The organism is Candidatus Paceibacterota bacterium, from assembly GCA_041666545.1.
Classification (GTDB): domain Bacteria; phylum Patescibacteriota; class Minisyncoccia; order Phycocordibacterales; family JBAYGS01; genus JBAYGS01.
Genome location: JBAYGS010000001.1, coordinates 318,554 through 341,062 on the forward strand (window position 1 = coordinate 318,554; position 22,509 = coordinate 341,062).

The window sequence follows — 22,509 nt, forward strand, 5'->3', positions numbered from 1 at the left end:
TCCGACTATTATACACAGAAAAATTCTTTACGCAACTTGATTGGGTGGAACCTGCCCCTCAAGAACGGCTATTACATTTTGAGCCGACATCACGGCCATTTCGTGCCTTGCTTCAGCCGTGGCTGAAGCAATATGCGGAGTAAGCACTACATTAGGTAGCTTAGCCAAACCTTTGGCCAATTTTGGTTCAAATTCAAAAACATCGAGACCAGCTCCGGCGATTACCCCTGTTCGCAAGGCCTCTACCAAAGCAATTTCGTCCACCACTGGCCCACGAGAAGTGTTGATGAGGTAGGCAGATTTCTTCATCACTGCCAAGCGCGCCGAATTGAGAAGATGGGTAGTTGAAGGTAAAAGTGGTACATGAATTGAAACAATATCAGCTTCGCGCAAAACTTCCTCAACAGTTGGTTTGAAAATCGCTCCGTATTGCTTCTCCAAATCCTCATTTCTCTTAACATCAAAATAGACGACCTTCATTTCAAAACCGTGAAGCGCCCGATGCGCCACATCCGCGCCGATTCGGCCAGTGCCGATAATACCCAAAGTTTTGCCGGCCAGTTTGGTACCTTGAAAAATCATCGGATCCCAACCTTTGTATTTGCCGGCGCGCAGATATCTATCCCCTTCAACAATCTTACAGGTCAGAGCCAAAATCAAAGCCCAAGCATGCTCCGCCACCCGATCGGCACCACCGCCGGGAGTGTTGGTCACAAAAATTCCCCGCTTTTTCGCTTCTATGACATCAATGTTGTTATAGCCAATAGCATAATTGGCAAAGATTTTAGCGGTCGGCACCGCGTCAAAAATCTCTCTATCAATCTGATCCGTTAAAAGTGAGAGCACGGCATCATAAGGTTCCTTCTTCAGGGCCTTAATCAATTCTTTTTTACTTAAAGGTCGGGCTTTATTGCTCACATCAACTTCATAACCTTTATCCTGCAACATCTTGATACCGACTTCTGGAATTTGCCGAGTCACATAAACTTTTTTCATTTTATTGATTTAACTTTTTAATAATCTGGAGGCAAATGGGCCGAAATATGCCTGGAACTCTTTACTGACTTTGACAAGATCTACCCCGGCGAGATTAGCAGGCTCAAGAAAATCGATGAGTAATCGGGTCTCCTTTATTTGTGCTTCACCTGCCCCGCTTGATTGACTATCAGCAAATATTTTAAGAATTCTCTGCCAAGATTGATCTTGGCCGACTTTATCACTCTGCTGCAAGCAATTTAAATAACGTCTAACCTCGCTTCCTAAATTAGCCATATAAAAAAGTGGTGATCGTTGACCATTCATAGTTTTATTCTAGCACTTAAAATATCCTTTATCTTCCCCCTCAACGAAACATCCCCAATCTCCATATCAAAATTACCTTGAGCGGGTCTAATATTAATAAGTGAAACATACTCAATCCAGTCGGCTGGATCCTTATCAAGTCTGATGTTAAACCCCCAAATGTCTTGTTGTTCAAAACCGTCCTCTAGTAATCTGATATTCGCATCCATGTGGTATTCCCCACCAAGTGCCAAGATTTCGTTCTCGACATCAACAACACCCTTAATCATGGAAACATAAAATTCCTTAGCCAGTTCTTTCACCTCTCTAATCCCAATCGAATCCTTGACAACAACAATCTTCATCGTAATCCATTAAACAACCTGAGTTTTTCCTCGACAACTCTTTCAACTGCCAAAACCACTGGCTTTAAATATTTGTATGGTGCCACCTGTTCCGGATCATCCTGGAGCGAAAGTGCCAGAGCTTTGCGGTAGGCCACACGAAGTTCGGTACTGATGTGAACAATCGCCACACCTGATGCAATCGCCCCCTTAAAATCTTCAAGTGAACCGCCTGAACCACCATGAAGCACGAGCGGCACGCCGACAGCTTCAGAAATTTCTTTAATCCTTTTGATATTTAAAGCCGGATCAACTCCGCCCTTGAGCATGCCGTGAATATTGCCGACCGCTGGCGCCAACATATCTGCCCCGGTCAAATCTAGAAACTTTTTCGCTTCTTCCGGTTTGGTCAAAAACTCTTCGGTAATTTTCACGCCGACCGGAATTTCTTCCAAAACTTTTGACGATTTGCCGATGAAACCCAACTCGGCCTCGACGATTACGTCTCGGCCGCAATTTTTTGCATAATCCGCGCATTTTTTAGTTTCCGCGACATTTTCATCAAAAGGCAACTCGGTACCGTCAAAAATCACGCTGTCAAAGCCGGCGTCAATTGCCTCTTTAACTCTTTCGAATGAATAAGTGTGATCAGCATTGAGAAAAATTGGAAAATTATTTTCCTCACGCAAACTTTTGACCAGCGCCACTACTTCTTTAATTCCCACGAAATCCCTCTCACCTTCCGAAACCCCGATAATCACCGGTACATTCAGTTTTTTGGCGGCCTCAAAAATTCCATGAAGCATTTCCAAAGTTGCGATATTAAAATGACCGATCGCCGTTTTAGTTTTTCGGGCGTCATTCACATACTCCCTTAAGGTTTTCATTCCAAAATTATATCATCCCGTTAGAGATAGGTCATCCAAGATGACCGTTTTAATTTGCAATATCGTCAAATACTTGCGACAAGTGACTTTTAAATTGATACGTAAAATTACACAACAAGACATCTCTAACGGGATATCACAAAAAGAAAAGGCTCCGTTTGGGGACGGAGCCGGGTTCTTAGCCCTGCCATTTTTCGTTTTTGTCTCGAGCACAATGGTCAAACCCGAGCTATAGCCCTATTTCTGTCCTGCCGAGAAGAGCGGGCCACTCTCTACGGGAGCTTCGATCAAGCTTTTAAATTGTACAAGATTAAGTCCGGGTTGCAATCACTCTCTTGCATTTATTCCGTTTAGGTCTAGGATAAAGTCAGACAACAATTCGAGCAGAAGGAACAACATGAATAAAATCTGGAGCCTTTTTTGTAGCTTTTGTTGGATCATTTGGGTAATAGTCAACAACCTGATCCCAATTATCATCAACATCTGTATCCTTTTGGTAATTGCTTTGTGTTGTTTCCTCTTCGGAAAGGATATAAACAAACTGGGAAGGACCGAGAATGTCGAGCTTACTCGTTGGCCCAAATGGTTAACTTTGGGTGGAATCAGAATTTTACCGATTCATCTCTTCCTGATTTGGATTGTCGCCGGAGCTTTTTGGTATCCGGAGACCACAATCTCGGCTCTGAAACTTTCCGGCTGGTTAGTCGTCCTTCCCGTTCTCGTCACCATACCGCTCGCTCCGCTATTCCAACTCTACTGTGATTGGGCGGCAGACCACAGGTGGTCACTTTATCGCGATGATGAAAGCGAGCAAGACTACAGACTCTACTCGAGCAAAGGGGTCTAGACCCCAGAACTTCAAACCGGCCAAATTGGCTGGTTTTTAAATTCAGACAAAACTTGGATTAAGTGAACAGTTTGGTGCTATAATTTCCTCATGTTTTCCAAACCCCTAGATTTACTGGCTATCGGCGATATTACCATCGACGCCTTTATCAAACTCAAAGAAGCCGAGGTTCATTGTGATGTCGACCGCGACGAGTGCCAAATTTGCATGGACTTCGCCAGTAAAGTCCCCTACGAGTCGGTTGAAGAGGTGCCGGCCGTTGGCAATAGCGCGAACGCGGCCGTCTCGGCCGCGAGGCTTGGCCTTCAGTCTGGTTTAGTTGCCCACCTTGGAGCCGATAAAAATGGCCGAACTTGCCTTTCAGTCCTAAGAAAGGAAAAAGTTCGCACTAAATATGTTTCAATCGAAAAAGGTAAAAAGACCAATTACCACTATGTCCTATGGTATGACGCTGAGCGAACCATTTTGGTCAAGCATCAAGATTTTAAATACTCACTTCCCAACCTCAAATCGCCAAAATGGATTTATTTAAGCTCTCTCGCAAGTGGCACCGAAAAATATCATCAAGAAATAATCTCCTATCTCGCAGCCAATCCGAAAGTTAAATTAGCCTTCCAACCCGGCACCTTCCAAATGGTTTTGGGCACAGAATTTTTGGCGCCGATTTATCAAAGAAGCGAGATTTTTATCTGCAATGTCCAAGAGGCTGAAAAAATTCTAAAACTTGGTAAATCTGAAATTAAAGTCTTGCTGGCCGGCATCAGAACCTTGGGACCAAAAACTGTCTTAATCACCGATGGTCCAAAAGGTTCTTACCTCCTAGATGATTCCGGTAGCTATTTTATGATGACCTATCCGGACCCAAAGCCCCCTTATGAGCGAACCGGGGCCGGTGACGCTTTCGCTTCAACTTTTGTTTCTGCCGTAATTTTGGGCAATGCCAATAAAGAAGCTCTCATGTGGGCGAGCATAAATGCCATGTCAGTAGTCCAGAAAGTTGGAGCACAAAAAGGCTTACTGTCGCCGACCGAAATCAAAACATTTTTGGACAAGGCCCCTACAGACTTCAGACCAGTTACAATCTAGACTACTTCGATGAATTTAAACTTCTGGAAAAAACCGGTAGACGGCGGTGAAATCGAACAGAAAGCAGAGACCGGTGATAACACTCAAGAATTTAGCAAGGAAGAAATCCCTAATCCAGAGAAATTTTGGGCCCAGAGGAAAGCCGAGATCGCCAAGGCCAGAGCCACTATTCCGGAGGCCAAGGATTTAAACGAACTAAAAAATTTAATCACAACAATCGGTGAAATTAAGGAGGGAGCTTCTTCCAGTTACGTAAACTGGGCAATTGACCGCGCCGTTGAAAGTGTCCGATGGGCAACCCAACTGGGCGAAACTGAACCTCTGGTCGCACTCGAAAATGTCACCGCCACCGACAAAATCAGACAAAAAGCAACCGAGCTCATTGTCGAGTTGATGGCCAAGGAATTTCCTGACAAGTCTTCCCTTCTTGAAGAAGCCTCTGAGACCGCCACTAACCAGAAGACTGACCCAGTTTCAGAAAGATTAAGTGATCTTAGAAATCAGCTTTCCAAAAAACAGCTTGAGTATTCAAAGCTCTACCAAAACAAATCCCGAGCAATTATCCAAGCTTTCCAAGGCAAACTTAAAGATGAGATGCGTGTATTAGAAAATCAGATTGCTTCACTGACCGAGAAAAAGACCGGACCGGGGCCGAAGAAAAGATAACCGCCAAGAACTATTTAGTTTTGCGTTTAATCTTCCGAGTATAATTAAGCCAGGCTGGTCCAACTGAAAGAATGTCCTCAATTTCTTTGACTGAAAATTTAAGCAAACGCACAATCTGTTTGAAACAAGCCTTGCAAATATGAAATCTTTTAACTTCACAGGTCTTTCGGGGCGGACTTAAAAGAATGCCCCCGAAAGCGGTCAGCCCTTTTTTACAAAAATCACAATTTGGTTTAATCGACATAATATAAATTCTATCAAGGCTCAACCTCGCTAAGCGAGGTTGAGCCTTGATGTTATTTTGCCTTACGTTTTAAGACTTTTTTAAGCGCTTCTTTAATGTGCCTCTCGCCCATTCCGTAGTATTCAATCAGTTCATCTGGCGTACCGGACTGACCAAACTTATCATCTACACCGACAAATTCAACCGGCACTGGTTGATTTTTTGCCAAAACTTCGGCAACCGCACTACCCATTCCCCCGGCGATCTGATGCTCCTCCACTGTCACAATGCATCCGGCATCTTTGGCCAGATTAATGACTGCTCTTTCGTCTATTGGCTTGATGGTCGAAAGATTCAAAACTGTCACTCCGATTTTTTCTTTTTCCAATTCTCGAGCCACTTGCAAAGCTTTGTAGACAAGCGCACCGGTCGCAATAATTCCCACATCCGGCTTCCCCGCAATTGGCTGGAAAAATACTTGGGCCTTGCCGATTTCAAACGGCGTCGCCTCGGTCGTCATCACCGGAGTCTTTTCCCGAGCTAAGCGTAAATAAGTCGGGCTGTCGGTTGTAGCGCAGGCAATCGTGGCCTTCTTTGCCTCAATCGAATCACAAGGCGAAATCACCACCATTCTCGGGATGACGCGCGTAATCGCAATGTCCTCAATAGCTTGGTGTGTACCGCCGTCCGGCCCCACAGATACTCCAGCGTGACTACCGGCGATTTTTACGGGCCGGTTGTTATAACAAATCGTGGTGCGAATCTGCTCCCAATTCCGACCAGGAGAAAATACAGCGTAAGAAGAAATGAAAGGAATGTTCCCCATCGCCGCCATGCCACTCGCGACCGTCGCTAGGTTTTGTTCCGCTACCCCGATTTCCACAAATCTCTCGGGAAATTTTTTCTTAAACAAATGCATCTGCGTTGATTCGGTCAAATCTGCGCACAATCCGACCACCCTCTCATCCTTTTCCCCTGCAGCCAAAAGACCTTCACCAAACCCTTTTCGGATCGGCACCTGCTCGACATCCTTATCGAATATTTTCGGATTGAGTTTTTGTGATTGATTGATCATACTCATTTAACAATGTTCTCACTTTCATAATCCAGGACTCGCACCGCTAAAGGTATTTTAGATTTTTCAAATAAGAAAAAATAATATTTGTCTTTTTCAGGAAGCGGCTTGTCACCAAAATTAAACATGGGCATTTGTAATGTCTTGGAACGATTCGTAGTACAAACCTTACACTGCGCACCACCCCCACAATAACATTCCTCGAATAAGACGGTTACCTGAACAGGAGCTCCTGGCGCACATGGCTCACACGAGGCCCCTAGAGGGCAGCTGCACGGATTATAAATATCATCAACCTTTGCAGTCCCCCGGTAATATCCTGAGGTGTTTAAATCATCCAATACTTTAACCTGTCCAAATGCAATGTTTTCAGCAGAATCCCAGGCATCTTTAAATACTGAATTACGCTCAAATAAAAATGTTGGGTTGCGCACTAAAGTATCAACGTCTTCGAACGAGGTCGGGACTTGCTGCGTATAAACATTAAGTCCATAAATAACGCCCAATCCTAACAAAATTTCTACCATAAAAAATCCAACGGGCGCCAAAACTTTTGATCTCCACCCCATTATCCAATGTTTACGAGAATAACGGAAAGCCATTACAAAAACTATTAAGAAGCCGGCAAAAGATGCCAGACCGATCAAAGACATCGCCTTCTCGGTATCTCCGAACAACACCAGACCAAAAAAAGTAAACCCAAAAAACAAACCGGCTACAGCTCCAAGAATGCCGAGTGCAATCCCCCACAAAACACCTAGGACATTATTTGATTTTACATTGTCATTTTCCATTTTGAGATTTACATTTTGATTTAATTTCTACTCATGTTCACTCCTAATCTTCCCTCCCAAGGTCCTCAACTCCTTAAGTGCCATTTCCCCCTCCTCCTTATTCGGTGGCTTACCGTGCCATTCAAATTTTCGTTCAAATTGCGGAACACCCTTGGAAGCAATCGTATTGGCAATAATCACCGATGGTTTATCAAAAACCGCGTGCGCATCGCCAATCGCCCGGTCGATATCGACAAAATTGTGTCCGTCAATTTCCTGAACATGCCAATTCCAAGCTCGCCACTTATCAGCCAGAGGATTCAAGGGCATAATATCTTCCGTAAAACCGTCAATTTGAATATTATTTCGATCAACAATCGCGGTCAGATTTTGTAATTTTTCCTTACCGGCCAGCATCGCCCCTTCCCAGCTATTACCACAATCAAGCTCGCCGTCCGACATCAAACAGTAAAACTGCCTACCGGAAGTTTTGCCATTATCAACCCTATCAGCCAAGGCCATCCCGACAGTTTGGGAAAGACCAGAACCGAGTGGACCCGAGCTCGTCTCGAGCTCGGGCATAAAATCTCGGTGCGGGTGACCTTGAAACTTGGTACCGAACTTTCGCAAAGTCTTTTTAAACTCATCAACTGAAAAATATCCGGCATGCGACATCGTGGCATAAAGCACCGGACAAATATGACCGTTGGAGAGTACTAATCGATCTCTATCCGGCCAATCCGGTTTTTGAGGATTGTGTTTGAGTTTGTGAAAATATAGATAAGTAAAAATATCGGCCATATCCAAAGGACCGGCCGTATGTCCGGATTTAGCTTCAACCAACGCCTCTATAATTGTCTGGCGAATTTGGTTGGCCTGAAGCTCTAACTTTTTAATTTGCTCACTATTAAGCGACATTAAATCTTTATATCTTTAAACATCCGGATAGTTTCAGCCAAATCATCGCTTTTGAAAAGCGCCGAGCCAACCACTAGACGAGTTGCGCCGGCACGCATCAATTCATCGGCATTATCAAGACTGACACCGCCGTCAACACTAAGCACCAGATCCGGATGAAGCTGATGTAGCTCATCAATCCGGTCAAAGACCCGCTCATCAAAACGCTCACCTTGTTTGCCAATCTGATTGATACTCATAAACTGGACCGAATCGAGGTCCTTGGCTATACCCTCAATCGCACTGACCGGCGTCTTCATATTGAGAACCGCACCAAGTTCGACACTCATCAATGATTCCTGTCCTAGTGGAAAATCTTTTCGAAAATTATTCACCAGCTCCTCAAGTCGATCAGTCGCCTCAACATGAAATAGAATCCGACTAGCGCCAGCCTTAATCCAATCCTTAATTTTATCTTCCGGTCGAACCGTCATCAAGTGGACTTCAAAATCAACTCGGTCCCAAAAAGGAAACGGGATGTCTTCGTTTAAAATATTGGCAAAATCGCCATCTTGGTTGCCAGAAAGGTAAGGCCAGCTTTTGTATGGCGCAAATTCACCATCAAGCGCATCAACCTGCACCAGTGGTACCAAATCAGCCACCAGAGACATTTTGCTTCTCAAATCTTCGAAGTCCTGTGCAATTATGGCGGGAATGATATCCATAGAATTAGTGAGTGGTTAGTAGTAAGTAGTTAGAGTCCATGACGGAAGAACTATAAGTCTCTTTGAACACAAGTGCCCCAGGCAGCGGAGTCGATTTTCTTAATTCGCCTCTCGTGCCGAGTCTCACGGCTAAACGGCGTCTCCAACCAAATCTTAACTGCTTGCTTCGCCTGTTCCTCCGTCATAAATCTGGCGCCAAGGGCCAGCACGTTGGCATCATTATGTTCCCTGGAGAGTCTAATTATATCAAGTGGCCCGCCATAATACACGGCCGCCCGCACACCCACGAAACGATTAGCAGTCATCGCCTCACCCTGGCCGGAGCCGCCTAAAATAATGCCCAAGGAAGCCTTGTCATTCATCACTTCCCTGGCAACTGGCGCCAGAAAGTCCGGGTAATCATCATCAGATTTGAGATTATCCGGACCTTTATCGATCACCTCATAGCCCAAACCCCGAACAAAAGGAATCAACTTTTGCTTTAATTCAAACCCAGCATGATCGCTCCCAAAAAATATTTTCATTTATTCTTCTTTTTTTCTACTATTTTCCCAATCCAATGGAAAACGACTGTGATTATAATGACAAGAATTGGCAATCCTAGAGGAGACATCATTCCGCCAGAATCAAGGTTGCTTCTCATGTAAATAACAAAAAAATAGACAACAACAAGTGAAACTGCGAACCCGATCCAACCAAACTTTCTTGAAATGGACATAGACTTAATTAATCAATTTCCCGACCATAACGACATGGTCGACCAAAGTATGCGTATACCCCATCTCATTGTCGTACCAAGCCATCACCTTTACTAAATTGCCGTCGACAACGCGAGTAAATTTTAAATCAGCGATTGAGGCGTGACTGTCGCCGAGAATGTCGCGAGAAACCAATTCTTCCTCCGTCACAGCAAAAGTCTTTTCCCAACGTGAAGTCTTGGCCGCGGCTTTTAATGCTGAGTTAACTTCCTCGACCGAAGTTGCCCGTTTAGCAATAAAAGTAATATCAACAATCGAACCGGCCACAACCGGCACCCGAACCGAAATACCGTCAAATTTCCCTGCCAAAGCCGGGTATGCAAGAGTAGTCGCAATCGCAGCACCGGTTGTAGAAGGCACAATATTTTGCGCCGCTGCCCTGCCCTCCCGCCAGTCTTTTTTATTTGGCCCATCAACAATTCCCTGACTTGCAGTATAACCATGAACAGTATTCAAAATTGCTTTTTCAATTCCAATCGCCTCGTCGAGAATTGCAATCAACGGCGCGCCGGCATTCGTCGTACAAGAAGCATTCGAACTAATCTGGCAAGTCTTAAGCTTATCTTCATTCACACCCATTATCACCGTTTCCCCATTCGTGTCATTCGTCCCCATTCGTGTATTAGTGTCGTGTGCAGCTTTGGCCGGCGCGGAAATCACCACTCGCTTGGCGCCCTGATCAAGATGAAATTTAGCTTTATCAAAACCCGCAAAAAGACCCGTCGATTCTACAACCACATCAATATCAAGCTCCTTCCACGGCAGTCTGGTGGTATCTTTCTCGCTCAAAAATAATGCCTTGGCTTTGCCAGCTTTTAAATATGACTTCCCGCCTTCGGTCGTAACAGAAATCTCCAAATCACTCTTGCCATAAACCGTGTCGTATTTAAGAAGATAGGCCAGATTATTCACATCGCCCAAATCATTAATAGCCACAACCTCCAGCTCCTTGCACTCCTCGGCCACTTTGAAAAACGCCCGCCCAATCCGCCCGAATCCATTAATCGCCACTCTAGTTTTTTTCATAAAAATACAATTTTAGTGATTTTAGTTTTAACTCCTTAATTATACCCTAATCCATTTTATTCTCTCCAACTTCACCAATCCTCCGTAAGGTTAAACCTTACGGAGGATTGGTGTGGTATAATAACTTAATGAGCCGTAACTTTAAAATATCTCCTAATGAGTTTTACCACCTTTATAATCGCGGGACTGATAAGCGGATCGTCTTCAAAAGTAAAGCTGACTATTCCAGATTTATAAAACTTCTATACATCTGCAACCAACGAGGACCTGTTCGCCTTGAGAACATGAACGGCCAGACTGACTCAGAATTTTTTTCTGTATCCGATGACACCCTCATAGACATTGGGGCCTTTTGTCTGATGCCTAATCATTTTCACCTACTAATCAGAGAAAAAACTGATAATGGGGCCAGTAAATTTATGCAAAAACTTACCACTGGATACACTATGTACTTCAATACAAGATACCAGAGAACCGGGGCTTTATTTGAAGGTACATACAAAGCCAAGCATGCAAATACGGATGACTATCTGAAATATCTATTCGCTTATATCCACCTAAATCCAATTAAACTTCTTCAGTCAGACTGGAAAGAGTTTGGTATAAACGACACAGGGAGGGCTGAAGACTTCCTCAACAAATACCACTTCTCAAGCTATTCTGCATACACTGGAATTGATCAGCCAAAAAATAAAATAATTCATAAAGATTCATTCCCGGATTACTTTGAGAATAGCCGGCATTTTAAAGATTTTCTAAACCACTGGTTAAAATACAGCCTTGTATAGGTCTAAATTGCCGTAAGGTTAAACCTTACGGCACTGATAAATCCGAACATTAACCCTACCGAGGTTTTACCTCGGTAGGGTTGGGGTTGCTTCGGCAGAGTTGGTTTACCGTCCTAGATTATAGAGCTTCTGGACTTCACTCGCAGTGAGAGCCCGATTGTAAACATAGACATCATCCATTGAACCTCTGAAAAACCCGCTGGGAGTAATGTTGTAATCAGCACCAATGCGAACATTGCCAGCTTCAGTTGGCAAATTGCCGGAGAAACTGGTACCGGAACCGGTTTGGACCCCGTCAACATAGACTCTCATCGTTGTGCCATCATAAGTACTAGCCATATGATGCCAGTTGCCATCATTAACACTGACGGAACTGTCGACGGTATAGGTTGTCGCACCATTCTTAATAAGGAATTGCCCCCCGTTTGTTGTACTCATGGCATAGGGGACGTTGGTTTTACCAGGTTCGGTATAGTAGACAGTAACTCTGGCGTAATTGAGATTTGGAGTATCGAAACCAGGGCCATTGTTGTAAGCCATTACCCCCTTTACTTCCGCTAAGACACCATCTATGGTGGAGCCAACGGGAACGGAAAAACCAAAACTACTAATCTCCATTGACATAGAGCTACCATCGTAGATCATAATACCAAAATTGCTCGCATTGACTTGCGCTGGGGTTAAAGTGGTATTCCACAAATCACTACTGCCCCCTGCAGAAACATAGCCCTCTATTGCAGGTATCGTGACACTTCTAACATTCCACTCCTGAACTCCACCAACCACTAAATACAGATCCATGGAACTAAGAGACGAGTCAGAGATAACATAGGCACTGTCGTCAACCTTAATATTATTACCATCACCATAACCAAAACTTCCAGTAGCAGTTCCAGGCGCACTCGGCCCAACCGTCGCATCTTTGGCAATAATATAACCCCCCGCAGTTGAAGTTTTCACCCAAGCTGCCATACTGACATTGGTTGGATTTAGAGACGCTACATCGGCGACACTCACATAATCATTTGTACCATCAAAATAAACCCCTTGACCGATTTTCCCTATAGTGTAAAAAGTTGTGGTGGCAATGTTTGTCGGATAGCCGTTATGACCACTACCGGAAGAGTCGATAGCTGCGCCATTTACGATATTCTTTCCATCAAAACTCCAATGACCCACGAGACCAGAAGAGAGCGAGCCGGTGGACTGAGTGGTGTCAACACGACTTGGCGAACCCAAAGCATAGAGCCTAGTGATTTCGGCAGTGGTGAGGGTGCGATTATAGATGCGGACATCATCCATCTGACCTTTGAGATAAGAAGCGGGAGTCGGCTTTCTTCCAATATCGAACAGAGCCGGATTAAGGAATGAACCGGCAGGATTATATGAGGTAGTTGTCAATTCCACACCATCCACATATATTCGAAGAAGTGAATTGGCTTTATCAACCACCCCCACATAGTGATGCCAAACTGTGCTGTCAGGGACAAGCGCACTAGCTCCCGAGTTCTGCGCGGTCTTATACGCTCCGTCATAAACAACAAAATTTACCTGATTATATGCGGCACCATCAACAATATAGAGTCCGCCGGCGGCGCAATTTGTATTAGCGGCGCTACTCATACCACAAGCAACCGTGTAAGTCGCGGCATTATTCAAATTCAGAGGCAACTGCGCCCAAGCGGAGACCGTGAATCCAGTTGTCCCAAAAATACTTGACGCGTAAGGATTATTTTTATTGATATAATCATTCGTGCCATCAAAATTCCCCGCCTGACCAAGAACGCCACGAGTATAGAAGGTGGAGCTGGCAATATTGAAAACATTACCATGATTGCCGGTACCGGAAGCGTCGTCAATCCGACCGTTGGTGATGTTTTTGCCATCCAATGTCCAGTGGCCGATTAAACCGTTTGCAACCGAACCGGTGGATTGGGTAGTAGCGACCTTGATGGATCGACCTATGTTATAAAGGCGGGTGATTTCAGGCAGAGTAAGAACCCTGCTATAGGCACGAACATCGTCTACCGAGCCATCGAAATAAGACTGGATTGTCGGATGAAATTTGGCACCAATGGCAATATTAGATCCACTATTTAGAATACCTTGGGTTTGTGTCCCGTAGGCATTAGTCTGGTCAACTCCGTCGATATACATTTTATAGTCTGCCCCATCCCAAGTCACAACAGCGTGAACCCATTTATTTTGATTGGCAGAAAGGTTGTAGTCGGTTGTAGAATAGGCTCCGGACGGAAAACCGCCATTGGTGTAAGTCACGAAACCCAACTGTCCCGTACCCTCAGCAGGGCCAGAACCCCAATTGTTGAAACCGAAATCAAAACCAACCACAGTGTTATCATAACCCCACCCAAACATACATGGACGATTACCGACAGTCATGCCATTAACTTTGAACCACAAGGACATAGTAAAATTACTACTGACCAAATTCGTCAGGGCGGTCGGTCGTCCCAAATTTATATAATTACTAGAACCATCGAAGGTGACAGCCTGGCCCACCTGACCGCGAGTATAGAAAGTCGAAGTGGCGATATTAACCGGCGAACCACTGTTGCCACTAGTGGAAGAGTCCAAAATTGCCCCGTTGACGACCTTATTGCCGTCAAAAGTCCAGTGACCAACGAGGCCAAGGTTGATGATGGGTGGTTTGATGGTGGAAGCCTCTACTAGTTGGTAGTTAGTAGTGAGTAGTGGGTAGTAAGAGAGAAAGAGGAAAAAGATAATGCCGAGAACCAAAATCGCACCTCTCAAGGCTGAGGAACGACCTTTAAAACCAACCTCTGAGGTTCGACCTTTTTCCCGATTCAAGGTCGAACCTTTCGGGACAGAGAGGTCATCAAAAATTCGCACCGAGACTAAACCTTGCTGAAACAAGTTTTCGGTTTTTCTCCCTTCCCTGTTTTTAATCTCAAAATATCTTTTCAACATCAGTTTATTCTACCATTTAATTTCAGCTTATCGCTTTTCATAAAAACGGTCATTACGGAACTTTAATCTAATCCGAAAACTGTCTGGTTGGTGGCGTAAAGTTTGAAGTATAACGGGCAACACCTTTGGTAATTCTGATGTCATCAAGCCAGCCGGCATAAGAACCGTTGGCTCCAGTACCGATCGTCAAAACAGAGGCATGACTATAGTCAGTGCTATCCGTCACTGTGGCGCCTTGTTGCACCCCGTCAAAAAAAAGTCTGTGACTGGTTCCGGTACGAGAAGCTGCGACATGGTGCCAATTCCCATCCAAAATAGCTGAAGCACTTAGAGAATAAAGGTTGCTGGCATTATAAGATTTCTGCCAATAAAATGAACCGCCGAAGAGCAATGTCGCCCAATAATTTGTCGAACTATCTGTTTCGGTAATCAGATTGCCAGCAGTATCGGTAGATTTCAACCAAAATTCAACTGTAAAGTCTCCGGTTCCAAACGCATAATCTGATGAAGAGTTGATGGCTAGAGAATCACCTGTACCGTCAAATAAACCACTGGCTCCCCCAAATTTTGATTGGGCCGTATCGATTTGCGTATTACCGGCAACTGAAACAGTTTTCCTGTTGATGCTCGAATCGACAAAACGGGTTGAGCCGTCCTCCTCGTTCATGTGGAGCAAGAGCGAAGTATTGCTGGCATACGGGTCCATTCTTTTCACCACCGTCGGCCGGCCCATGGCGTATAGTCGGGCGATTTCGGCGGTTGTAAGAGATCGGGAGTAGATACGGATGTCGTCTAAATATCCTTTAAAGTTCTCTCCAGCTGTGTTGTCAAAATCAGCCAACAGCAATTGTCCTGTACTAGCACCAAGAGAAAAACTGGTAGTTACTGGCGTAATAGCAGAAACACCGTCGAGATAACCCCTGAAAGTTGTGCCGTCATAATTATAAATTATATGATGCCAGTTGGTATCAGAAATCGATATATCAGTACTTGCAGCGGGGTATCCAGGGTCTGTAGTATTCGAATAAAATTGAACTTTATTGTTTGCATATTCCCAAATAACGCCGTAAGCATTGTCCCCTCCAGCATTTGTCAATTTACCCAATAAATATGTTTGCGATTGTGACAAATCGGACGGCTTGAACCAAAAGGATATGCCGAAACTATTTGAAATATCTAGAGAATTTGCATCAGAGATTATTATACTATCATTCACCCCATCAAAATTCCCGGCTTGACCGAGTTGGCCGGAGACATAGAAAGTTGAGGTGGCGATGTTTTGAGCGTAGCCGTGGTTTCCCTGCCCTGAGACATCATTGATTCGGCCGTTCGTAATATTTTTGCCATCGAATGTCCAATGGCCGACGAGGCCAGTTGAGAGCGAGCCGGTGGATTGAGTAGCGCCAAGTTTGACTTCGCCGGAGTGGTAGAGAGTGTTGATTTCGGAAGCCGACAACGCGCGGTTGTAGATGCGAACGTCGTCTATGGAACCAGCAAAATATCTCGAAAATCTACTTTGATCGCCGATCACTAATAACGCACTCGGTTCAGCCCCAGTACCACTATTAGCTGAGGTCTGCAAAACACCGTTTAGGTAAACTTTTACACCCCCAGTGATAGAGTTACCTTGCCGCACCAAAACGTAATGATACCAATTATTAGCAGTCAAGCCTGAAACAGTCAGCCCAGGAAGGAGGCTGTCACCACTTGACCAAACTTCCATAGTGCCATTGTGAAAAAGGGTTCCGTAAAAAGGGACACCGTTTTGAAGTTGAACAATTGCTCGATAATTTGTATCAACAATTGTTGGCTTAAACCAATAAGAAAACGTCGAGGTGGTGATCGCCGGAGTAAAACTGGTACTCACATAATCATTCGTCCCATCAAAACTCACAGCATTACCACGTTTGCCCGTAGTCCAAGTTGGACCATTTGTGAGAGTTCCGGTGTTGCCATTCCCCGAGGCATCACCAGCAATCGTTCCCGAACCTTCGTTTAGTGGCCAATAGCCGACGAGGCCGAGAGCGGAAGGAGGAGCTTTCAGGGTGGAGGCTTCAGCTAGTTCGTAGTTAGTAGTGGGTAGTGGGTAGTAAGAGAAGAAAAGGAGAAAGAGGAACAGAACCAAGGTCGAACCTTTTTTAAGATTTAAGGTTCGACCTTTAGGGAATGAGAAGAAGCCGAAAATTCGCCGCGAATTTTCGGCTGATACTTCACTTTTTCGATTGTTAATTTTTAGCTCTTGAATCATAAATCTACTCTTAGTATATTCTGAAATAATTATTGGCATTTGTCCTCGCGGCTCCCTCATCCCCCGAGCTAAGATCCGATGGCCAGACGATGGCCTCACTAACAGAAATATTGGAACATTGCGAAATTAAATCTCCACTGCTACCCAAAACTAAACCTCCCCCACCACTGCTTCCAGCATTACCGGCTGAAGCTGTATCGCCATTTTTTCTCAACTCACTTGATGCCCCAGCAAATGTAGCCGTTACCAGAGACCAAGAACCAGTGGCAAACGAGACAGCGGGAACAAGAGCTCCGGCATATATTTGATAAGAACCGGTAGATGGATACTGCAAAAGTCGCATTGTGTTAAAAGTGGTCCCATCAAAAACACCATCAGCAGATGTCCAAGAAATTGGATTGAAGACCAGCATTACTGTTTCGGGCTGTGCTTGAGTCCATGTGGCCATTAAATAATCAGTCGAACCATCAAATGTCATCTTCGGCCTACCGTTAGAACCCGTGAGAAGCGCCCCCGAAGAAACAATCTGCGGTTGATTAGCTGTTGTTGCTTGAACAGTATTCCTACCATTCCCGCTCTGGTCATACCAAGTATCAACATAACAACTGCCAGCGCCACAAAAAGAAAGAAGTGAAGAAGTATTGAGATTGATGCCAGAAAAACCAATATCTTGTGTCGCATTATCGGAGTCCCGCCTGACTTTCATCGCATAACCACTGTAAGTAGAACGAAGTTTTCGAACACTGTAAGCCGCGGCGGCATTTGGAATGTTATCCAAAAGGTAATTCGCTTTCACCACCGCCGGACGGCCCATGACATATAGACGCTTCGCCTCGGAAGCGCTGAGTGTACGGTTGTAAATTCTAACTTCATCAACCGAAGCTGCCGGCGGGAAAAAACCTCGCCTTTCACCGATTGAGGTATAGTTGACTAAAGCGCCTTGATTTTGAACAGTCGGACCTGACACCAAAACACCGTTTACATAAAGCCAGTTATTATTGCCACTGGTATCTGAATGAGTCCAAACAATATGAGACCAAGTATTAAGATAATTTGTGTAGCTCACGCTACCGGCACCGCTAGTGGTATTACCGACAAGAAGATTCGGGGATGAGTATCTGATTATCGGACTACCGTTCCAATAACTACCGAACAAATAACCGTCACCCCTAACCTTGGCCCAAAGGGAAATGGAAAAGTCTTGAGTGGTAGTAAAAAGCGAATTGAACTGACTACTCAAATCGACACTGCTACTGTTGGCGCCACCACCAGAAGTGTTGGTGGTAAAATTTATACCTTGACCGATGATCCCATCAGTGAGAGTCGTGGCGGAACCACCGACGATAGTGCCATTTCTGCCTTGCCCGCTTCGGTCATAGACAGTAAGACCTGAAACATCGGCGCCATCAAGAGGATAGTACCCGACAAGACCGCTCGTGATTTGGTCTTTTCTAGTCGCGGTCACTTTCACCGGACGACCCATGTTGTAGAGGCGTTTGATTTCGGCAGTTGTGAGAGCGCGGTTGTAGATGCGGACGTCGTCGACAGTCCCTGCCAACGCCTGGCTACCGACAATACTATTTTGACTAGTATCTGCCCACTGAAGCGCTCCAATCAGGACTTTTGCACTACCTGTCATCGCTGTGTTTGAACTGCCCGTAGAAGTATGTTTGATAGCTCCATCGACATAGAATCTAACCTTGCCGTCTCCTGCGGAATCCCAGGTTGTTGTAAGAAAATACCAGGTATTTAAGCTTGGCACCCAACTGACATTTTCATTTACGAAAGTGACACCTCCAGAACGAAAGAGGACATCCGATTGACCACCAGTATAGTACCACTGAATCCAGTCGCTAGCTTGACCTGAACCGCTGACATTTGTAGAAACTGTCGCTTGATATGAGTTAGATAGTGAGTCAAATTTCACCCAGCTAGAAGAGGTAACCGCCGTGTAATTTGTAACCAGAGGAGTCGAAACATATTGCGTGCTACCATTTAGCTTCCCTGCTTGACCGAGAACACCGTCGGTGTAGAAAGTCGAGGTGGCGATGCTTACAAAATTGCCGGTATTGCTATTACCAGAAGCGTCAATCATCGCACCATTTACAATATTTTTACCATCAAAAGTCCAATGAGCAGTGAGACCGAGGTTAATGACAGGGGGTTTAATGGTAGAAGCCTCTACTAGTTGGTAGTTGGTAGTGAGTAGTGGGTAGTAAGAGAGAAAGAGGAAAAAGATAATGCCGAGAACCAAAGTCGCACCTCTCAATGCCCTGCCTGCGCCAAGACTTCGGCAGGCAGGCGAGGAACGACCTTTAAGACTGACGCCCAAATTCCTAGTGAAGCCAGTGTATAACTGACCGTCTTTTTGGCTTAACAATATATAGGTGTAAATAAAGTTGTTTTTATTCATATAAATTTGCGGAATTTCACAGGGTTGACATTTTGATTTGATTTTGCTAAGATACCCACATCACCAATGGAAAAGGTCGCCCTATAAGGTTCCGTCCTTATGGGGTCTTTTCTTTTTATACTCCAACATATTTCGTAGCTCGTTCATATACCTCAAATACGGTCTAAACTCTCTTAATTTTAACAAAGCAGAAAAACTAAATCTATTTGGAACCAATACGGCCAACAATTTACTTTTACTGATAAAATGCTGAACCAAACAATAGAAATCGCCATCGCCTGTTATTATAAGTGCCTTGTCAAAATTAGGATATTCAATCATCGCCTGTAGAACTAGCTCAGCATCACAATTACCTTTTGTGGTGCCGTCTTTGTATTTAAGCGTTGGTTTGAAAATGCAGATAAAACCGGCTTCTTGCAAGGAAATATATAATTCATTATTGCCTTCTATATAGCCGATAAAAAGATAGGCCTTGGAGATTCCGTAGTTTTCTTTTAGATATATTCTGAAACGCTTCCAATCAAGACGCCAATCAAGCGACCGAATGGCTAAATTAACATTCTGGCTGTCTATAAACGCGTAATTGTTTTCTTTTTTCAGCATTTTTTGAATAATTCATTCTATCCTTGCGGGGCAACAGACGAAACTGTTTAGCGGACTCGGGAGGGTTCTCACTGGTTCTATTTTTTGCCCTACCCCATCGCCAAGCGAGATCGTAACCAGAATTCTCTCACCTGCCCCCGCAAAGATATGATGTTTGTCTTGTTTTTACATAAATTTTCTTTGCCGTCTGCAATGGTGCCCATTGTTTCTTGTTTCTACATTTTGAACGACGACACTATTTGATCTAACACTCCCGCCTCGTCCGAAAACGCCGTCAATTGAAACAAATTGCCTTTCGCAACAAACCAGACATTCACACCGGTATCGGAATCAAACTTTACACCCTTCGTCACGGAACCAATCGAAATCTCCTGTGGATTTTTCATACCCAAATCAGGAACATCCGCCTGAATTCTCTCCACTGTTAAAACAATATCCTCGTCGAAAGGCGAAACTGCCACCTGCACAGAAGGCGCTTTCCCATCTTTCGATAATAGCAAAGTCCTTGCCTCGCCTTCGGACGGTGCTGGAATCTCTTTCATGGAGTACTCCTTCGGGTATTTAAAACTGAAGCCCGAAGTCAAATCGTTGTAAGTCTCCCTGCTCCCCCCGAAAACATTTGACCAAAAGCCACCTTTCGCCGGTTGAGTCTCTGTGGCTTCGGTTTGTGATTGGTTAGTCTCCAACGCCTTGTCACCAAGCCTTGCAATGCCACCAACCGAATCTGAATCGGGGCCACTACGGCTAAACCCGTACCAAGCGATTAGTCCGATTACAAATACAGCTGTTATGGTGGAAATTAAATTTTTCTTTTGCATATCTTTTCACCTTAGTTAAATTAAACTATTAATTTTCAGTCGTGGTCCCGACATCAGTACTAGTTGAAGCATTCGATGTGGCAGTAGTCGAACTCTCCGGTGTCAAGATAAATCCTGGCACAACCGGCTCTACCACATTAACCTTTCTGGTCGCTGTGCCAACATTACCAACCTGATCAGTTGCAGTATAAGTGACGGTATATTCACCGACAACTGAAGTGTCAATTTCATCACCCTCAACCTTGACCCCAAGATTATCATTTACATTATCGGTCACAGTCGCTCCAAGATCGGCATAACTCGTACCCTTCTCCACTGTCGCCGGATTGTTGCCGGCCACAGTAATCACCGGCGCTTCGGTATCAGATGAACCAGATTCGTTAGCTTGATTAGCTTCATTAGAAACAGGAGAAGACGAGGCATTGGAAACCGAGGCAGTCTGGGCAAGCCCGACGCAAGTTCCAGCCTCTGTTTTTTGCACCCCGCCAGAAATATAGAAGCAGAACGGCGCACCTGTCTCGCGATCATAGATTGTAATACCGTTTTTGGTTTGGTCGGCATTTTTGATGGTCAGAGCACCCGTAGTAATCGAGTCAGCAATTATATCTTTGAAAGTGGCTAATCCGCTTGCGATATCCGCACCGAGAGATTTAAGTCCAGAAACGACCGCGTCCATCGAGATTCCCCCGTTTGGCACAGAAAGGCCTTGGAGGTTGGCAAGTTGTTCTTCGAGATTTTGAATTTTCTTGGCTTCTTCCTGTACAGCGAGAATTGTGAAAGCCGAAAGTTTGTAGAGGTCAATACCTTTACCACCAGCGGCCAAGATCTCAGCCGGTGACTCTTCAGCGATAAGACCCATACGAAGCGGTGCGTCTTCGGCGTCAAAATTGTAGTGATAGTTGGCGACCTTAAGATTGGCGAATTTGTCCAAAACCGAATCTGACGGATCGCCGCCGATATAGGTGATGTCTTTTTTAGCATCACGAGTGGAAACATTTACGAAAGCTGTAGCGGCCACATCGCCCAGGACATGAAGTTTATAGGACGGGGTCGTGGTGCCAATACCAACATTCCCGTCGGCATCAATACTAACCGCAGGATCGATGAGACCGGAATAAAGTGAACGAATTGACGGGGTGGTTGTGCCGGCTCCGACGATATCAATCACATTTGAAATTGCCTGAATACCCAACAGAGCGACACCGGATGTATCTAATGGAGAAATTGACATCGTGCCACCTGGCCCACCGGTGTTAAAGGCGGCATAAAAATCTTCGGCCACTGGTCCAATGTGAGTTGTACCGGCAGACTCACTCTTGTAATTCCAGCGAGTAACATCTAAAGTCTGAATTTTCTGAAGAACCGACTGTGAATCAAGCGCTGTAAAATTTTCCTTTAATGTACGACTTGAAGCATCAGTCCAAACACCTCCCTGACTAACATATGCACCGGAGGCCATCGTTAAAGGACCGTAATTTCCGGAAGGCGAAGAAGTGCCAATACCAACCCGTAAGGTATTCACTCCGCCGGCACCATCCGCCTCACCATAAATTGTAAGCACAGCATTGCCGTCAATTGCCGCGGTGTAGCTTTCAGTGGTACTGGCGGTCGCGTTGGTGACTGGCAGATCTACCCACGTCACCTGCCCCGCATCGGTATCAAAGCCGATTGTTCCTAGGTTTAGGTTATCAACTGAAGTGACACCTGATGAATAGTCATAATTCAAGGCACCCCCACCAACACTTAGCCCTCCCGCAATAGTCGAGGTAGCCGAGGCGTTGGTAATATCCAATCTGGTCACCGAAGCATCACCGGCAACCGAAAGGACTGCATATGGTGAGGTGGTGCCGAGGCCAAGCTTACCTGCCGAGGTGACAATAAGGGCAGTTGAGGTTGCGGAAGCGGTAGAGGTTGAGAGAGTGAAGATCGGTGAGGTGTTAGAAGAAAGTGCAGCAACAGAGAGCATTCCCCAAGGAGTTGTGGTACCAATACCCAGGTTGGTACCGTCAAAGACAAAGTTAGCCGTGTCAGTCAGACCGGTTCCGCCAGAATTGGTATGGATAATTCGGTTGGCAGTGAAGGCAGTTTGGTCGGTGTCGGTC

The 22,509-nt window shown here is 45.0% G+C and carries 21 protein-coding genes; 4 read left to right on the forward strand and 17 right to left on the reverse strand.

Going from position 1 to position 22,509, the window contains the following annotated elements; all coding sequences use genetic code 11:
• Positions 1-27: 27 nt before the first annotated feature.
• The 4 genes from WCT25_01730 to WCT25_01745 are packed head-to-tail and all read right to left on the reverse strand — an operon-like array spanning position 28 to position 2,512.
• Positions 28-996: a D-glycerate dehydrogenase gene (locus WCT25_01730; protein MFA6536134.1), complete on the reverse strand. Its 969-nt coding sequence runs from the start codon at positions 994-996 to the stop codon at positions 28-30.
• A 9-nt stretch (positions 997-1,005) separates the two neighbouring features.
• A complete protein-coding gene (locus tag WCT25_01735) occupies positions 1,006-1,302 on the reverse strand; it encodes a hypothetical protein (protein MFA6536135.1) in 297 nt (98 codons plus the stop codon).
• Positions 1,299-1,646, reverse strand: coding sequence for a DUF5674 family protein (locus WCT25_01740; protein ID MFA6536136.1), 348 nt, complete (start codon positions 1,644-1,646; stop codon positions 1,299-1,301). Before WCT25_01740 ends, WCT25_01735 begins: the two co-directional genes overlap by 4 nt.
• A complete protein-coding gene (locus WCT25_01745; GenBank protein ID MFA6536137.1) occupies positions 1,643-2,512 on the reverse strand; it encodes a class II fructose-bisphosphate aldolase in 870 nt (289 codons plus the stop codon). Before WCT25_01745 ends, WCT25_01740 begins: the two co-directional genes overlap by 4 nt.
• Positions 2,513-2,909: 397 nt before the next feature.
• Between WCT25_01745 and WCT25_01750 the strand changes: the two genes are divergently transcribed.
• From WCT25_01750 to WCT25_01760, 3 genes are all read left to right on the forward strand, one after another.
• Complete coding sequence (locus WCT25_01750; protein ID MFA6536138.1) at positions 2,910-3,359, forward strand: hypothetical protein; 450 nt, start codon at positions 2,910-2,912, stop codon at positions 3,357-3,359.
• 90 nt (positions 3,360-3,449) lie between these two features.
• Positions 3,450-4,445: a carbohydrate kinase family protein gene (locus WCT25_01755; protein MFA6536139.1), complete on the forward strand. Its 996-nt coding sequence runs from the start codon at positions 3,450-3,452 to the stop codon at positions 4,443-4,445.
• A gap of 9 nt (positions 4,446-4,454) precedes the next feature.
• The gene (locus WCT25_01760) at positions 4,455-5,111 is read left to right on the forward strand and encodes a hypothetical protein (protein ID MFA6536140.1); all 657 of its coding nucleotides are present in this window, start codon (positions 4,455-4,457) and stop codon (positions 5,109-5,111) included.
• Between the two features lie 10 nt (positions 5,112-5,121).
• On the opposite strand, the gene WCT25_01765 is transcribed toward WCT25_01760, so the two are convergent.
• The 7 genes from WCT25_01765 to WCT25_01795 all read right to left on the reverse strand — a co-directional run bounded on the left by WCT25_01765 (position 5,122) and on the right by WCT25_01795 (position 10,588).
• Positions 5,122-5,355, reverse strand: coding sequence for a hypothetical protein (locus WCT25_01765; protein MFA6536141.1), 234 nt, complete (start codon positions 5,353-5,355; stop codon positions 5,122-5,124).
• 52 nt (positions 5,356-5,407) lie between these two features.
• Positions 5,408-6,415 (reverse strand): transketolase C-terminal domain-containing protein, encoded by a 1,008-nt coding sequence (locus WCT25_01770; protein ID MFA6536142.1) that lies wholly within the window; start codon positions 6,413-6,415, stop codon positions 5,408-5,410.
• Positions 6,412-7,203: a hypothetical protein gene (locus tag WCT25_01775; GenBank protein MFA6536143.1), complete on the reverse strand. Its 792-nt coding sequence runs from the start codon at positions 7,201-7,203 to the stop codon at positions 6,412-6,414. Before WCT25_01775 ends, WCT25_01770 begins: the two co-directional genes overlap by 4 nt.
• A gap of 27 nt (positions 7,204-7,230) precedes the next feature.
• Positions 7,231-8,100 (reverse strand): transketolase, encoded by an 870-nt coding sequence (locus WCT25_01780; protein MFA6536144.1) that lies wholly within the window; start codon positions 8,098-8,100, stop codon positions 7,231-7,233.
• Positions 8,100-8,804 (reverse strand): hypothetical protein, encoded by a 705-nt coding sequence (locus WCT25_01785; GenBank protein ID MFA6536145.1) that lies wholly within the window; start codon positions 8,802-8,804, stop codon positions 8,100-8,102. The genes WCT25_01780 and WCT25_01785 overlap by 1 nt, the downstream gene beginning before the upstream one ends.
• A gap of 50 nt (positions 8,805-8,854) precedes the next feature.
• Complete coding sequence (locus WCT25_01790; protein ID MFA6536146.1) at positions 8,855-9,328, reverse strand: RpiB/LacA/LacB family sugar-phosphate isomerase; 474 nt, start codon at positions 9,326-9,328, stop codon at positions 8,855-8,857.
• 198 nt (positions 9,329-9,526) lie between these two features.
• Complete coding sequence (locus WCT25_01795) at positions 9,527-10,588, reverse strand: glyceraldehyde 3-phosphate dehydrogenase NAD-binding domain-containing protein (GenBank protein ID MFA6536147.1); 1,062 nt, start codon at positions 10,586-10,588, stop codon at positions 9,527-9,529.
• 128 nt (positions 10,589-10,716) lie between these two features.
• Between WCT25_01795 and WCT25_01800 the strand changes: the two genes are divergently transcribed.
• Positions 10,717-11,376: a transposase gene (locus tag WCT25_01800; GenBank protein MFA6536148.1), complete on the forward strand. Its 660-nt coding sequence runs from the start codon at positions 10,717-10,719 to the stop codon at positions 11,374-11,376.
• Between the two features lie 105 nt (positions 11,377-11,481).
• Here the strand turns inward: WCT25_01800 and WCT25_01805 are convergent, their stop codons facing one another.
• From WCT25_01805 to WCT25_01830, 6 genes are all read right to left on the reverse strand, one after another.
• Complete coding sequence (locus tag WCT25_01805) at positions 11,482-14,325, reverse strand: LamG domain-containing protein (protein MFA6536149.1); 2,844 nt, start codon at positions 14,323-14,325, stop codon at positions 11,482-11,484.
• A 67-nt stretch (positions 14,326-14,392) separates the two neighbouring features.
• Positions 14,393-16,573, reverse strand: a complete 2,181-nt coding sequence (locus WCT25_01810) for a LamG domain-containing protein (GenBank protein ID MFA6536150.1) — start codon at positions 16,571-16,573, stop codon at positions 14,393-14,395.
• A gap of 10 nt (positions 16,574-16,583) precedes the next feature.
• Positions 16,584-18,986, reverse strand: coding sequence for a LamG-like jellyroll fold domain-containing protein (locus WCT25_01815; GenBank protein MFA6536151.1), 2,403 nt, complete (start codon positions 18,984-18,986; stop codon positions 16,584-16,586).
• 81 nt (positions 18,987-19,067) lie between these two features.
• The gene (locus WCT25_01820) at positions 19,068-19,589 is read right to left on the reverse strand and encodes an NYN domain-containing protein (GenBank protein ID MFA6536152.1); all 522 of its coding nucleotides are present in this window, start codon (positions 19,587-19,589) and stop codon (positions 19,068-19,070) included.
• A gap of 215 nt (positions 19,590-19,804) precedes the next feature.
• Complete coding sequence (locus WCT25_01825; protein ID MFA6536153.1) at positions 19,805-20,407, reverse strand: hypothetical protein; 603 nt, start codon at positions 20,405-20,407, stop codon at positions 19,805-19,807.
• A 28-nt stretch (positions 20,408-20,435) separates the two neighbouring features.
• Positions 20,436-22,509, reverse strand: a 2,074-nt coding sequence (locus WCT25_01830) for a tail fiber domain-containing protein (GenBank protein ID MFA6536154.1), incomplete at its 5' end; no start/stop codon positions are given.